Source organism: Polynucleobacter sp. es-GGE-1, assembly GCF_018882005.1.
Lineage (GTDB): Bacteria > Pseudomonadota > Gammaproteobacteria > Burkholderiales > Burkholderiaceae > Polynucleobacter.
On record NZ_JACVPE010000003.1, the window covers coordinates 51,047 to 65,530 of the forward strand.

A 14,484-nucleotide genomic window follows, 5' to 3' on the forward strand; every position below is an offset into this window, starting at 1 on the left:
TGATGATGACACAAGCCTTATGGCTAAACCTCTAGATTATCAATCAAGCGGGTTTTACCAAGCTTAGCAGCCGTAAGAATCACGAGTGGCTCACCAGCTTGCAAACTTTCATTGGATGCGGGTGCTAAATCACTTTGTTGGCGGATGGCGATGTAATCTGGTTTCCAGCCTCGCCCCGTAAGAGTGGCAACAGCTTTCTTTTCAATCTCAGAGAGTGAATGGGTGTTCTGTTCTTTCAATTGAAGTACTTGCTCGCGAACTTCTTTGAGTACTCTTTGTAATTCAGGCGCTTCTGCACGTTCTTCTTTGGAGAGGAAGCTATTACGAGAGGAGAGAGCAAGACCATCATCAGCACGAATAGTCTCCCCTGCGACAATTTCAACTGGTAAAGCAAATTGCTTCGCCATTTGCCGAATAATCATCAGCTGCTGATAATCTTTTTTCCCAAACACAGCTACTTTAGGTTGCACACAGGAAAAGAGTTTGAGTACGACCGTACAAACACCCTTAAAAAATCCAGGACGGAACTCACCTTCGAGGATGTCGCCGAGTTGTTGAGGTGGATCAACACGGTACTCTTGGGGTTGCGGGTAGAGGTCACGCTCAGTCGGTGCAAATAGGATGTACACACCTTCTTTTTCAAGCTTTTCGATATCCGCTTGCATCGTGCGTGGATAGCTATCGAAATCCTCATTCGGCCCAAACTGCAAGCGATTTACAAAGATACTGGCAACTACTGGATCCCCATGTTGCCTAGCTAAGCGCATAAGCGAGAGGTGGCCTTCATGCAGGTTACCCATGGTTGGTACGAAAGAAGCACGATTTTGTCCGCGCAGGTGATCGCGCAGCTCTTGAATGTCACTAATAATTTTCATGCAACAGGCGTATAGGCGAGGCGCACATAGATTGGCGCGTATGGCTCAGCTTGGGTAATTTCAATTAAGGCTTCACGAGAGAGTTCCAGCATGGCAATAAAGTTCACAATCACTATTGGAATGCCATTGCCAGATTTGATAGCGTCTTCAAATAATTCACCAAACTCAACAAATTTCGTATTTTGTAAGCGACGTAAAATGCGAGTCATGAAGTCACGAACAGAGAGTTCTTCACGAGTAATCGTGTGATGCTGATTAAGTTTTGCGCGGTGTAGAACATCACGCCAAGCCATTTGTAAATCTTCTAAATTCACTTCTGGCCATGTGATGGCAACAGTAGTGTCAACAAAGCCATGGGCTACTTGGAAGTCACGACCTTGCTGGGGAATCTGATCAAGCTCTTGCGCAGCCAGTTTCATGCGCTCGTATTCTAAGAGGCGGCGTACTAGTTCTGCGCGGGGATCATCTACCTCTTCTTCGCTATCTGCTTTCTTCATTGGCAGCAGCATGCGGGATTTAATTTCAATCAACATTGCCGCCATTAACAAATACTCAGCAGCAAGTTCAAGATTATGGTGACGAATTTGGTCTATATAACTCAGGTACTGTTGAGTAACCTGCGCCATCGGAATATCGAGAACGTTGAAGTTCTGTTTACGAATTAAATACAGCAAAAGGTCGAGCGGCCCTTCAAATGCCTCTAGAAATACTTCAAGTGCATCTGGCGGAATATAAAGATCAGTAGGGAGCTTAAACAGAGGCTCGCCATAAAGCTTGGCGAATGCTTCTGACATCCCATCGGTTACTGATGGAGTGCTATCTAGTAAATCGGTTATTGGCTGAGCACTTGGCTCATTGCCTGCATTAGTCATTCGAGTAAACGTAGGCGCGTTGTTTTAATTTGGCGGCTTTAGCGCGACGCTGATCTTCAACGGAAAGTGGCTCTTTGTCCCACAAGAGGGCGCGTCCAGCTTGCTGATCTGCCTCGAGGTGTGGTTTCTCAGTTTTGAGTTCACTTAAGAACTGGGTGAATTCAGATTGATATCTTGCCATCGTATTTCCTAAAATACTCAATAAATTCAATAACTTGTGGCATTTAATTCCAAAAGTTATCTGGGGACTTCGACCACCATTATAGGTGCTTTTTAGCCCCCGTTTTACAAGTTTGCTGCCAGCAAAGCCTCAATTTGAGGGGCTTCAACTCGAGTCATGAGGTGCTTATAGGTCTTGATTGGGTTCTTGCTGGAAAGCGGGGTATTGATATCGCTCCAGGATTGCGGAGCTAGAGAGAGAAATTCTTCTACTCCAATTGCTACCTGGGGAATGACAGGTTTGAGATAAAGACTCAGCATGCGGAAGGCTTCCAGGGTCACGCTACAAACACGCTGTAAATCTGCTTCACGCTCTGGAGCTTTAGCGATTTCCCATGGTTTATTTTCATCCACGAAACCGTTGACCTTATCAGCGAGCTCCATGATTGTGCGTAAGGCTTTTGCATATTCGCGTACTTCATAAAGCGCAGCAATTTTTTCACTGGCCGCAGCAATTTCTTTCAGTAATGGGTTGCTCATGGCTTCATCAGAAACGATGCCGCCAAATCGTTTTACTAAGAAGCCGGCACTGCGACTTGCAATATTGATGTATTTTCCTAACAAATCACTGTTCACACGTGCAACGAAATCTTGAAGATTTAAATCCAAATCTTCCATGCTGTCATTTAATTTAGTAGCAAAGTAATAGCGGAACCACTCAGGATTGAAGCCACACTCGATCACGCTGCTTGCAGAAATCAATGTGCCGCGTGACTTACTCATCTTCTCGCCATCAACGGTTAAGAAGCCGTGAGCAAATACATTGGTTGGTGTGCGATAGCCTGCAAATTGCAAAGTAGCTGGCCAAAATAAAGTGTGGAAATACAGAATATCTTTGCCGATGAAATGGTATTGCTCTGTCGTTGTGTCTGGCTTCACCCATTCATCAAAATTGAGGCCTTTAGCTTGGCAGTAATTGAGGAAGCTGGCGTAGTAGCCAATGGGGGCATCCAACCAGACATAGAAGTATTTGCCAGGCGCATCAGGGATTTCAAAGCCGAAATACGGGGCGTCTCTGGAGATATCCCAGTCACCCAACTTGCTATCTCCAGGCTCACCCACCCATTCCTTCATCTTGTTGCGAGCTTCAGTTTGGAGTGGGGTTTTAACTTGGGTCCACTCGCGTAAGAATGCTTCGCAACGTGGATCAGACAACTTAAAGAAGTAGTGATCGGAAATCTTTTTGATTGGGGTTGCACCACTCACTACTGAGAACGGATTTTTTAAATCCGTTGGTGAATAGGTGGCACCACATTTTTCACAGTTGTCACCATACTGATCTTTGGCGCCGCACTTGGGGCACTCACCTTTAATAAAGCGATCTGGTAAAAACATCTCTTTCACAGGATCGTAAGCTTGCTCAATGGCGCGCTTTTCAATGAAGCCTGCATCGCGTAACTTGAGATAAATGCTTTGCGCTAACTTTTCATTCTCAGGGCTATCAGTGGTGTAGTAGTTGTCGAATGAAATTAAAAAGTCATCGAAATCACGTTTATGTTCTTTCCAAACATTGGCGATGAGTTCTTTTGGCGTGATACCTTCTTTTTCAGCGCGCAACATGATCGGGGTGCCGTGAGTATCATCGGCCCCTACGTAATGAACCTCGTGACCACGCATCCGTTGAAAGCGAACCCAGATATCAGTCTGTATATATTCCACCAAATGGCCGATATGGATCTGACCATTGGCATACGGTAAGGCGGAAGTGACAAGAATGCGACGCTGGGGGCTGCTCATGTAAAGCGGTCTTAAATAAGAAGTAACAAGGTTAATTTAGGGCTCAATCCGCAATTATGCGGGCTTGAGCAGTAATTTTAGTCTGCGGTTAAAGTAAAACCCCGATTAGTCTCGATAAAATACTTTTGTACCCTATTTAGAAGGCGCCCAATGTCAGTAGTAGCAGCAAAACCGAACATTCAGATGTCTAATGCCTCCGTGCCTTTGGTGCACGAGGTAGAGATCATGGATGAGGCGGGGCGGGCTAAGCTTGCTCATATCCCTGGGGAGCGCCCACTGACTATCTACTTAGACAAACGCGAGGTGGTCACCTTGATGACCTTGGGTAGCGCCCCTGAGGCTCTAGTTTTGGGTTATCTAAGAAACCAGCGCCTAGTGGAGTCACCTGATGACATCGAAAGCATCCAAGTTGATTGGGAGACAGACTCTGCCGCAGTCAAGACACGCCGAAGCACGGTGGATATTGATGCTCTCACCAGCAAGCGCGTAGTGACCACGGGTTGTGGCCAGGGCACTATGTTTGGCGGTCTTATGGAGGAGATGTCAGAGATTCGCTTGCCCGATGGACCCAACTTGTCCCAAGAGGCAATTGTTGCATTGGTGGATCACATCCGAGTACATGATTCCATCTATAAAAAATCAGGCTCAGTCCACGCCTGTGCCGTGTTTGAGAGGGCGAAAGATGGAGGGGTCAAACTCCTCCACTTTATTGAGGATGTTGGTCGTCACAACGCGGTCGACTCCATTTCTGGCTTGATGTGGTTGGCAAATAAGCCTGGCAAAGATTTGATCTTCTTTACAACGGGACGCCTCACCTCAGAAATGGTGATTAAAGGCGCTCAAATGGGCGTTCCTTTCTTGCTCACAAGGTCGGGGGTCACCCTCATGGGCTTAGAGCTGGCCCGCAAAACCAATCTGACCATCCTATCCCGCTGTTCCGGTAAACACTTCGAGATCTACAACGCCCCAGAGCGGGTGGTTTTTACCCCAAAACCCCAATAAATTTCTGGGCGGGTGAGGTGAAGGTTTTACAATTCGCCCATGACTATTAAATCTGACCACTGGATCCGCCGTATGGGCGAGCAAGGTATGATCAGCCCATTTGAACCTGGGCAGATCCGCCAAGACGCTGCAGGCAACAAAATCGTTAGTTATGGCACATCAAGTTATGGCTATGACATTCGTTGCGCAGACGAATTTAAGATCTTTACTAACATCAACAGCACGATTGTTGATCCCAAAAATTTTGATGAGCAATCGTTCGTAGATTTTAAGGGCGAGGTTTGCATCATTCCTCCCAATTCATTTGCCTTGGCAAGAACGGTGGAATACTTCAAGATCCCGCGTAGCGTCTTAACAGTTTGCGTAGGTAAGAGCACCTATGCACGTTGCGGCATCATCGTGAACGTCACGCCATTTGAACCTGAGTGGGAAGGTTATGTCACTTTAGAGTTTTCAAATACCACACCATTACCTGCCAAAATTTATGCAGGCGAAGGTTGTGCACAAGTGCTCTTCTTTGAGAGTGATGAAGTGTGTGGCACATCTTATAAAGATCGCGGTGGTAAGTATCAAGGTCAGCGGGGCGTGACCCTGCCTAAGACCTAAGCCATTTTCGGTAGTGCGTAAATTTCAATTGAGTCGCCGTCCCGCACGAATTAATCTTGATGAGTACCGCGCTACCCTGACACGCTCAGCAGTAGCACGCCCAGAAAACAATTTCTATCATTGGTTATTGGGAACGAGTTGGACTAAGTTTTTGCTTTTGGTTATTTGTGTGTACTTGGGCACAAATTTTCTATTTGCTGTAGCTTACCTGGCCTGTGGCCCTGGCGCTATTACAAACACCAAGCCAGATTCTCTGATTGATGTTTTTTACTTCAGCGTACAAACCATGGCAACTATTGGTTACGGTCAAATGACGCCGGTAGGTCACTGGCCTAACTCGATTGTGACTTTTGAAGCATTCTTTGGCATTGTTTATTCAGCCCTAACTACCGGTTTAGCCTTTGCACGCTTTACCAGACCAACTGCAGGCGTGCGTTTTACTAAGGTGGCGGTGGTTGGTAATCACGACGGTGTTAAGACGTTGAAGTTTCGGGTGGCTAATGATCGTAGCTCGCATATCGTTGAAGCCCAGTTGCGACTCTGGTTAATTGCGGAGAGTATGACTTCTGAGGGTGAGCGCTATCGCCGTTCAGTGGAGTTACCCCTGCATCGCTCCGAGAGTCCCGTCTTTTCTTTGACGTGGACTACAATGCATAGCGTAGACGAGACTAGCCCCTTGAATGAGTATTTAGGCAACCATGCCCTGAATGGCCATTGGCATTTGCTAATTACCTTTACGGGCTATCACGAGAGCCTGGCTAACCAGGTTTATGCCCGCCATGTTTACTTACCTAGAGATGTGCAGCAAAATGCGACATTTGTCGATATAGTCACGGTTTCGTCAGATGGCAGTCGGATCATTGACCTTTCTAATTTTGAGAAGTGGGTTCCGAATACATCGGACAAAACAGCAGGAGAGTTTTTATGAAATTTCGTTTCCCAATCATCATTATTGATGAAGATTTCCGTTCCGAAAATATTTCGGGTTCTGGTATTCGCGATCTTGCTGAGGCAATCGAAAGCGAAGGCATGGAGGTTATTGGCTTAACCAGCTATGGTGACCTGACTTCATTTGCTCAGCAAGCCTCCCGCGCTTCTTCATTTATCGTCTCGATCGATGATGAAGAGTTTGTTTCTGATTCTGAAGACCATGATCTTCCAGCGCTCAATAATCTCCGCGCATTTATTACTGAGGTCCGTAAACGTAACGAAGATATTCCGATCTTCTTATATGGCGAGACTCGTACCTCACGCCATATGCCCAACGATATTCTGCGTGAGCTTCATGGTTTCATTCATATGAATGAAGACACCCCAGAATTCGTGGCGCGTCACATTATTCGTGAAGCTAAGGTTTATCTTGATTCTTTAGCGCCCCCTTTCTTCCGCGCGCTCACGAACTACGCTTCAGAAGGCTCTTACTCCTGGCATTGCCCAGGGCACTCAGGTGGCGTAGCTTTCCTTAAGAGCCCAGTAGGCCGGATGTTTCATCAATTCTTTGGTGAGAACATGCTGCGTGCTGACGTTTGCAATGCCGTAGAAGAATTAGGTCAGCTCTTAGACCATACCGGACCAGTCTTGCAGAGTGAGCGCAATGCAGCCCGCATTTTCAATGCTGACCATTTGTTCTTTGTCACTAATGGCACCTCCACATCTAACAAGATTGTTTGGCATTCGACAGTAGCTCCTGGCGATGTCGTCTTAGTAGACCGTAACTGCCATAAGTCTGTGATTCACTCCATCACGATGATGGGTGCAATCCCAATTTTCTTAATGCCAACGCGCAATCATTTAGGCATTATTGGACCGATTCCAAAAGAAGAATTTGAGTGGACCAATATCAAGAAAAAAATTGATGCCAATCCATTCATTAAGAATAAGAATGTTGTCCCTCGTGTGATGACGCTTACTCAGAGTACCTATGATGGCATTGTCTATAACGTCGAGATGATCAAAGAGATGCTTGACGGTAAAGTCGATTCACTGCACTTTGATGAAGCTTGGTTGCCGCATGCTGCCTTCCATCCCTTTTATAAGGATATGCATGCGATTGGCTCTGATCGAAAGCGCACCAAGAAGAGTTTGATGTTTGCCACCCAATCAACCCATAAGTTATTGGCTGGTCTCTCACAGGCCTCGCAAGTCTTGGTCCAAGATGCAGAAGATACGAAGTTAGACCGTGATTGCTTCAACGAAGCCTACTTGATGCACACCTCCACTAGTCCACAGTACGCGATCATCGCGTCTTGTGACGTATCTGCTGCCATGATGGAATCTCCAGGTGGCACTACCTTGGTTGAGGAATCGATTGCAGAAGCCATGGACTTCCGTCGCGCGATGCGTGAGGTGGATGATAAATTTGGCGCTGATTGGTGGTTTAAGGTTTGGGGCCCAGATCATTTAGCGGAAGAGGGTATTGGCGAGCGCTCTGACTGGGTATTGGAGCCCAATGCAAGCTGGCATGACTTTGGCAAACTCGCCAAAGGCTTCAATATGCTTGATCCCATTAAGGCAACAGTTGTGACCCCTGGCTTAGATATCGAAGGTAACTTTGGTTCTATGGGCATTCCAGCGAGCATCGTGACTAAATATCTTGCAGAGCATGGTGTGATCGTAGAGAAGTGTGGTCTTTACTCCTTCTTCATTATGTTTACCATCGGTATCACTAAAGGGCGTTGGAATACGCTTGTAACTGAATTGCAGCAGTTCAAAGATCACTTTGATAAAAATGCACCTCTCTGGAAAGTCTTGCCTGAGTTTGTAGCAAAACACCCACGCTATGAGCGCGTTGGTCTAAAAGATATCTGCCAACAGATTCATGAGTTCTATAAGAGTCGCAATGTAGCGCGCATGACGACAGAGATGTATACCTCTGATATGGAGCCAGCGATGATGCCTTCAGAAGCTTGGGCCAAGATGGCGCATAAAGAAGTGGATCGTGTACCGCTGGATAAATTAGATGGTCGTGTCACAGCGATGTTAGTTACTCCATATCCGCCAGGCATTCCCCTCTTGATTCCAGGTGAGCGCTTTAACAAACGAATCGTGGACTATCTCTACTTTGCGCGTGACTTTAATGAAAAGTTCCCAGGCTTTGAAACTGATATCCACGGCTTAGTAAAAGCTGATCTAGATGGACGTAGTGAATACTACGTGGATTGCGTCAGGCAAGAGCGAGATATCACGCTTTAAGTCTGCTTCAGGATAAGGGCCATGCCCTGCTTCTGGGAGGTCTTCTTATTTAACTGACTTATCTAGCTGGAAGCTTACTGGCGCATCTTCATCGACTTTGCTCGTCGAGTTATCTGATTTATTTTCTTCGCCAGTGAAATTGAAATCCTGACTTTGCACAATTGCGGCAGGTTTATCCAAGAGAGTAGTGACTAGCGCTGGAAAAGCCATCACTACGACAACCATCATGAGTTGCAGTCCCACCCATGGCAATGCACCCCAATAAATATCACTACTTTTCACCTCTTTTGGTGCTACACCTCTGAGATAGAAGAGCGCAAAGCCAAAAGGAGGGTGCATAAAAGAAGTTTGCATATTGACGCAGAGCATCACACCAAACCAAACTAGAGCTGCACTTGCTGCGGCCTGTGGATTACCATTCATTGAGTCGAGCAATACGGGTGAGAGTAACTTGACTGCTACCGGGGCAAGCAAGGGCACCACAATAAAGGCGATTTCGAAGAAGTCTAGGAAGAACGCTAAGAAAAATACAAAAAGGTTCACAACGATCAGAAAGCCAATCCAGCCACCGGGCAGACTTGAAAAAAGCTCTTCAACCCAGCGACCCCCATCGACCCCTTGAAAGACTACTGAGAAACAAGTCGAGCCAATCAAAATGAAGACCACCATCGCTGTAATCCGCATGGTGTTTTGATAGGCCTCTTGAATGAGCCCTTTGAGATTGGGAATATTTGCACGTCGTATCCAGGCTAGTAACAATGCACCCATCGCACCCATGGCGCCTGATTCTGTAGGAGTAGCAATCCCAGTCATGATGGTGCCAAGCACTAAGAAGATGAGTACTGCAGAGGGAATGATGCCCAAGAGGCATTTTTTCCAGAGAGACCAGCCCTTAAGCGTCAACTCACCCTCAGGGGCGGGTGGCAAATCACCTGGACGAATGCGTGCCAAGAAAAAAGTGTAAAGAGCAAATAAGGCAATTTGTAAAAGCGAAGGCCCCCATGCACCTAGATACATACTGCCCACATCTGCACTACCGCTTTGGGTTTTGAGTTGATCGGCTAAAACAATCAGAACTAGCGACGGGGGAACAAGTTGGGTAATCGTTCCAGAAGCCGCTAAAACACCCGTAGCGTAGCGCATGTTGTATCCGTAACGCATCATTACCGGCAAAGAGATCATCGCCATAGCGATCACCTGAGCCGCTACAGTGCCTGTAATTGCTCCCAAAATAAAGCCGACAATGATCACGGAATATCCTAGGCCTCCACGTACTCTGCCAAAGAGCTGCCCCATCGAGTCCAGCATTTCTTCGGCGAGGCCACAGCGTTCAAGGATCGCACCCATAAAGGTAAAGAAGGGGATTGCTAGAAGAAGATCATTGGCTAGAACACTGCCGAAGATACGCTGAGGAATAGCTTGTAAAAAAGCCATACCAAAAAAGCCTTCGCTCATGGCGATGAGAGAGAAGAATAAACCAGCCGCCATTAATGAGAATGCCACCGGAAAGCCAATCAACATAAAGATGACTAGACCACCAAACATCAAGGGAGGCATCCATTCTAGGGAGATCATTGCATGGGCTTGTCGTAATGGAGATCTTCAACTGACAAGATCATCTTCCCCCTGAGTGCACCGATGCGTTGGATCATTTCAGATAAGCCTTGCAGGCTCAACATAAAAAAACCAAAGGGCACAATCAATTTAATGGGGTAACGCGCAAGACCACCGGAGTTCATCGAATGTTCCATCACTAACCAGGATGGATAAAAGAGGGTGGTCCACGAGAGCCAAGTAAATAACATGCAGGCAGGCATTAAAAAAAACGTCAAACCAAAAAGGTCTACCCAGAGTCGACCCCGATCTGAGAGTTGGGAGTAAATCAGATCAACCCGGACATGCTCATTACGCTTCAGGGTGTATGAAGTACCCAACATGACTGCAGCAGCAAACAAGTACCACTGTAATTCGAGTGGCCAGTTATTGCTGATATCAAGACCATAGCGGAGTAATGCGTTTGCCGCGGAGACTACACAAGATAATAGAATCATGATGCTAGCGGCCTTGCCTAGCAATTGATTAACGTGATCAATACCCGAAGAGAGTTTGGACCAAAACCCCATGTGATCTAGAGATCTGCACGACCTCGCTTAATGGCAGCGAGTACTTGTATGGGTGCTGTACCACCAGCATGCTGACGAGATTGCACAGAGCCATCAACAGTGAGCAATGCAAAGACATCATCGCCAATGAGCTCTGGGCGATTATCTAAGCCACAAGCAAAGCGCAGTTCAGACAAGCTCAGATCAGTCAGCATGCAGTTTCTGCCAACGCAAGCCTTCACGGCGTGCGCGACAGCTTCATGGGCGTCGCGGAATGCTAAACCTTTCTTCACCAAGTGGTCTGCTAAGTCGGTGGCGGTTGCAAACCCTTCTTCAGCAGCAGCTTTCATCACATCAGCCTTGACTTCAATATGGGGAACCATATCAGCAAAGATGCGTAAGGTATCTTGCACAGTGTCAACTGCATCAAATAAAGGCTCTTTATCTTCCTGATTGTCTTTGTTATATGCCAAAGGCTGACTCTTCATTAGCGTCAATAAAGAAATCAAGTCACCATAGACGCGACCCGTTTTACCCCGTGCTAATTCTGGAACATCAGGGTTTTTCTTTTGCGGCATGATTGAGCTCCCTGTGCAGAAGCGATCTGGTAAATCGATAAAGCCAAAGCGTAGGCTCAGCCAAAGTACAAGCTCTTCTGATAGGCGAGAAACATGCATCATTAAAATAGATGCAAAAGCACAGAACTCAATCGCAAAGTCACGATCTGATACTGCATCTAAAGAGTTATTGCAGATGCCGTCAAAGCCAAGAGTCTTGGCCACCCGCTCACGATCAATCGGATAGGTGGTGCCAGCTAATGCAGCGGCACCGAGAGGTAAGCGGTTAAAGCGAGCGCGTAAATCTGCCAGGCGACTTGAATCACGACTAAACATTTCGTAATAGGCCATCAAGTGATGACCAAAGGTAATGGGCTGGGCTACTTGAAGATGAGTATGACCCGGCATGATGGTGCCAGCATGCTTTTCTGCAAGATCCAATAGGGCGGTACGCAAGGTTTTTAAAGTGGCGGCAATCTCATCTACACTGCCACGCAACCATAAGCGCAAATCAGTAGCAACTTGATCGTTCCGCGAGCGACCGGTATGCAGGCGCTTACCTGCATCACCGACAAGCTCCGTTAGGCGGGCTTCAATATTGAGGTGGACATCTTCTAGCGCCAATTGCCAGTGAAATTCACCGGCCTCAATCTCGCTTTTAATCTGAGCCATCCCTTTTTGAATGTCAGCTAAATCCTGGGCGCTGATGATCTTTTGGGCCGCTAGCATTTGGGCGTGAGCCAAGGAACCTGCGATATCGACCATCGCAAAGCGTTGATCAAAGCCAATAGAGGCTGTATAACGTTGAACAAGTTCGTCAACTGGTTCAGCAAAACGTGCCGACCAAGCTTGGGCTTTGTTGGCTAGGGAATTTTTGGATGAGCTCATAAACACAGTATATTGGTGTAGGTCTTTAATTATTTTAAATGTTATGTCCCAAAACTTAAATTCTGCATCCCCTTTAAGCGCTCTGGAAGCCCCAAAGCGTCTAGTTATCGCCTCCCGTGAAAGTCGTCTGGCTATGTGGCAAGCCGAACACGTGCGAGATTGCCTCAAAAAGCTCTATCCAGGCTGCAACGTGCAGATTCTGGGGATGACCACTCGGGGAGACCAAATTTTGGATCGAGCCCTCTCTAAAGTGGGTGGCAAGGGCCTTTTCGTCAAAGAATTAGAAACTGCCCTCGAAGATGGAAGAGCAGATTTAGCGGTACATTCCCTCAAAGATGTACCGATGGTGATGCCTGAGGGATTCGATCTATCTTGTGTGATGGCTAGAGAAGATGCCCGTGATGCCTTCGTATCGAATGATTATGCAAGCCTGGAAGATCTTCCAAAAGGTGCTGTTGTAGGCACCTCGAGTTTACGTCGCGAATCCGTACTCCGCGCTAAATTTCCTGATTTAGAAATTCAACCTTTACGTGGCAACTTAGATACGCGTATGAGTAAGTTGGATCGTGGCGAGTATCAAGCCATTATTTTGGCTGCAGCAGGATTAAAGCGCTTAGGTCTAGAAAATCGTATTCGTGCTTGTCTTCCGTACGATCCCTACACACCAGCCGCTGGGCAAGGTGCTTTAGGAATTGAGACGCTAAGTAGTCATCCTAATATCAAGCAATGGTTGTCGCCACTCAATGACCTGCCAACCCTATATGCTGTCTCAGCAGAACGCATGGTCTCGCGTCAGTTAGGCGGTTCTTGTGAAGTACCCTTGGCAGCGCATGCCGTATGGGATCAGAACCAAATGCAAATTCGGTCTTTTGTCGCCAGCACCGATGGCAAAGCAATTTGTTTGGCCAATGGCAATGCATCGGTTCAGTCAGTGGAAGATGCCGAAGCTTTGGGGCTTGCGGTTGCAAAAGATTTACTCGCTCAGGGCGCTGCTGATTTAATTCCAAACATCCCAAAATAAAATTTGATTAATAGTTGCGATGAGCACAAAAACGATTGTGATCACCAGGCCGAGCGGTCAAGCTCGCCAGTTGATCGAAGTGCTCACCCAAACTATCGAGAAGAGCGGGATTGCTAAGCGAAGTCTGCCAGAAATCGTCGCACTTCCTTTGTTAACGATTGTTCCTAAGGATGATGAGCAGCTTGCTGACCACATCGCTAGTGACTTAAAAGATGTTGACTTGGCAATCTTTGTTAGCCCTAATGCCGTTGAATCTGTCATGCGCTTGCTTGAGCGGGACTGGCAAGACTTTTCTAAGAAGATTATTCCGATTGGCGTCATGGGTGGAAGTAGTGCTTTAGCCCTCAGGAACCATGGCATTGGGTCAGAAGCAAATCCGACCCCTGTGTTGATGCCGAAAAATAATGAGCAATGGGATTCAGAAGGATTGTGGCAAGAACTGCAAGGGCTGCAGTGGGATTGGTCCAACAAGAAGGTTGTGATTTTTAAGGGTGAGGGTGGCCGCGATTGGCTGGCAGAGACCCTCAAAAAGTCTGGCGCAAGAGTAGAAGCCATCTCTACATACACTCGTGTGCCCTTGGATACTCATAATCCCGCATGGCACGCCATACAGCAAATGGATGTTTCTAAATCTCTTTGGCTGTTAACCTCATCAGAGGCAGTACGTTATCTTGGCCAAGTGATGAAGGGTCAATTGGTGCAGGGCTTGCAAAGTGCTAGCGCCTTATGTCCGCATCACAATATCGCTGATGCAGCCAAAGTTATTGGCTTTGGTGAAGTGTTTACTACCGAGTCAGGCGATGAAGCCTTAATTAAGGCCGTATTGGCTTGGCTCACGATTTCGTAGTTGAGTAGTTTAGTAAGGCTGGCAAGAAAATTTCGTTCACCAAAATTGGATGACCCTTTAAGCGATAAAGGGTACGCCGTGCCCACAACGGTGAGCTCAGGCCAACATGACTCTTCGAACATTTTTTCCATAGAGCACTGCTTTTATCTAAAAGAGCAATATCGCGAGCAGGCTTTACTTTCGAGTGCATGCGCGTTTTCGCAAAGAGCACTGCACCTAATGGCTTTGTGCCTAAGCGCAATACTGCATGATTGCTACCACTCGCACTGAAAGTAGGGATGACGCTATGCGCCATGACGAGAGGAATATTATTCACGCAGAGTAAAACCTCACGAACGCGACAGCGTCTGATCTTGAAATGAAAATAGCGACTCTCATCGCTATTTAAGGTTTGAGGACAATCACGCAAAACCTGAACTTGCAGTTTTTGACCAATCGCATCCTCAATTTTTTGGGTTAGAGACCCAGTGTCCCTTAGCCATGGTTGCCACTTTCGTGGCGCCCGATGAATTTGACCGGAACCGACTCGATTCCATGCAGAACGGAGACGATTGCGGTCAGTCATA

The 14,484-nt window shown here is 46.9% G+C and carries 13 protein-coding genes and 1 pseudogene; 6 read left to right on the forward strand and 8 right to left on the reverse strand.

The features are described 5' to 3' along the window. Positions 1-23 precede the first annotated feature (23 nt). The 4 genes and pseudogenes from panC to metG all read right to left on the reverse strand — a co-directional run. On the reverse strand, positions 24-875 hold the full coding sequence (panC, locus tag ICN35_RS02370) for a pantoate--beta-alanine ligase (RefSeq protein WP_216123971.1): 852 nt from the start codon (positions 873-875) through the stop codon (positions 24-26). Further along, positions 872-1,747: a ScpA family protein gene (locus ICN35_RS02375; protein WP_216123973.1), complete on the reverse strand. Its 876-nt coding sequence runs from the start codon at positions 1,745-1,747 to the stop codon at positions 872-874. Before ICN35_RS02375 ends, panC begins: the two co-directional genes overlap by 4 nt. After that, positions 1,740-1,928, reverse strand: coding sequence for a DUF3460 family protein (locus ICN35_RS02380; protein ID WP_216123975.1), 189 nt, complete (start codon positions 1,926-1,928; stop codon positions 1,740-1,742). Before ICN35_RS02380 ends, ICN35_RS02375 begins: the two co-directional genes overlap by 8 nt. A gap of 110 nt (positions 1,929-2,038) precedes the next feature. Further along, positions 2,039-3,703: pseudogene (metG, locus tag ICN35_RS02385) on the reverse strand (methionine--tRNA ligase); the annotation flags it as partial. A 150-nt stretch (positions 3,704-3,853) separates the two neighbouring features. On the opposite strand from metG, the gene ICN35_RS02390 reads away from it, so the two are divergent. The 4 genes from ICN35_RS02390 to ICN35_RS02405 are packed head-to-tail and all read left to right on the forward strand — an operon-like array spanning position 3,854 to position 8,503. Continuing rightward, positions 3,854-4,705 carry a formate dehydrogenase accessory sulfurtransferase FdhD gene (locus tag ICN35_RS02390; protein WP_216123980.1) on the forward strand — a complete coding sequence of 284 codons (852 nt, stop codon included), beginning with the start codon at positions 3,854-3,856 and terminating at the stop codon, positions 4,703-4,705. Positions 4,706-4,744: 39 nt separating this feature from the next. Continuing rightward, positions 4,745-5,311 carry a dCTP deaminase gene (dcd, locus tag ICN35_RS02395; RefSeq protein ID WP_215296622.1) on the forward strand — a complete coding sequence of 189 codons (567 nt, stop codon included), beginning with the start codon at positions 4,745-4,747 and terminating at the stop codon, positions 5,309-5,311. Between the two features lie 13 nt (positions 5,312-5,324). After that, complete coding sequence (locus ICN35_RS02400; protein WP_216123981.1) at positions 5,325-6,239, forward strand: ion channel; 915 nt, start codon at positions 5,325-5,327, stop codon at positions 6,237-6,239. Further along, entirely contained in the window at positions 6,236-8,503 is a 2,268-nt protein-coding gene (locus ICN35_RS02405) for an arginine/lysine/ornithine decarboxylase (RefSeq protein WP_215296623.1), read from the forward strand. The genes ICN35_RS02400 and ICN35_RS02405 overlap by 4 nt, the downstream gene beginning before the upstream one ends. A gap of 45 nt (positions 8,504-8,548) precedes the next feature. Here the strand turns inward: ICN35_RS02405 and ICN35_RS02410 are convergent, their stop codons facing one another. From ICN35_RS02410 to argH, 3 genes are read right to left on the reverse strand one after another with little or no spacing between them, the layout of a single operon-like run. Further along, positions 8,549-10,078 carry a TRAP transporter large permease subunit gene (locus ICN35_RS02410; RefSeq protein ID WP_215296624.1) on the reverse strand — a complete coding sequence of 510 codons (1,530 nt, stop codon included), beginning with the start codon at positions 10,076-10,078 and terminating at the stop codon, positions 8,549-8,551. Further along, positions 10,075-10,626, reverse strand: coding sequence for a TRAP transporter small permease subunit (locus ICN35_RS02415; RefSeq protein ID WP_216123982.1), 552 nt, complete (start codon positions 10,624-10,626; stop codon positions 10,075-10,077). Before ICN35_RS02415 ends, ICN35_RS02410 begins: the two co-directional genes overlap by 4 nt. A 5-nt stretch (positions 10,627-10,631) precedes the next feature. Beyond that, positions 10,632-12,050, reverse strand: coding sequence for an argininosuccinate lyase (gene argH / locus ICN35_RS02420; RefSeq protein ID WP_216123983.1), 1,419 nt, complete (start codon positions 12,048-12,050; stop codon positions 10,632-10,634). Positions 12,051-12,093: 43 nt separating this feature from the next. Here argH and hemC point away from each other — a divergent pair, with 43 nt between their 5' ends. Together hemC and ICN35_RS02430 are read left to right on the forward strand one after the other, a co-directional pair. After that, the gene (gene hemC, locus ICN35_RS02425; protein WP_216123984.1) at positions 12,094-13,071 is read left to right on the forward strand and encodes a hydroxymethylbilane synthase; all 978 of its coding nucleotides are present in this window, start codon (positions 12,094-12,096) and stop codon (positions 13,069-13,071) included. A 19-nt stretch (positions 13,072-13,090) separates the two neighbouring features. Then, positions 13,091-13,918 carry a uroporphyrinogen-III synthase gene (locus tag ICN35_RS02430; RefSeq protein ID WP_216123985.1) on the forward strand — a complete coding sequence of 276 codons (828 nt, stop codon included), beginning with the start codon at positions 13,091-13,093 and terminating at the stop codon, positions 13,916-13,918. Here the strand turns inward: ICN35_RS02430 and ICN35_RS02435 are convergent. Continuing rightward, the gene (locus ICN35_RS02435) at positions 13,905-14,483 is read right to left on the reverse strand and encodes a chorismate lyase (protein WP_216123986.1); all 579 of its coding nucleotides are present in this window, start codon (positions 14,481-14,483) and stop codon (positions 13,905-13,907) included. The two genes, ICN35_RS02430 and ICN35_RS02435, sit on opposite strands and share 14 nt — an antisense overlap. Position 14,484 lies beyond the last annotated feature (1 nt).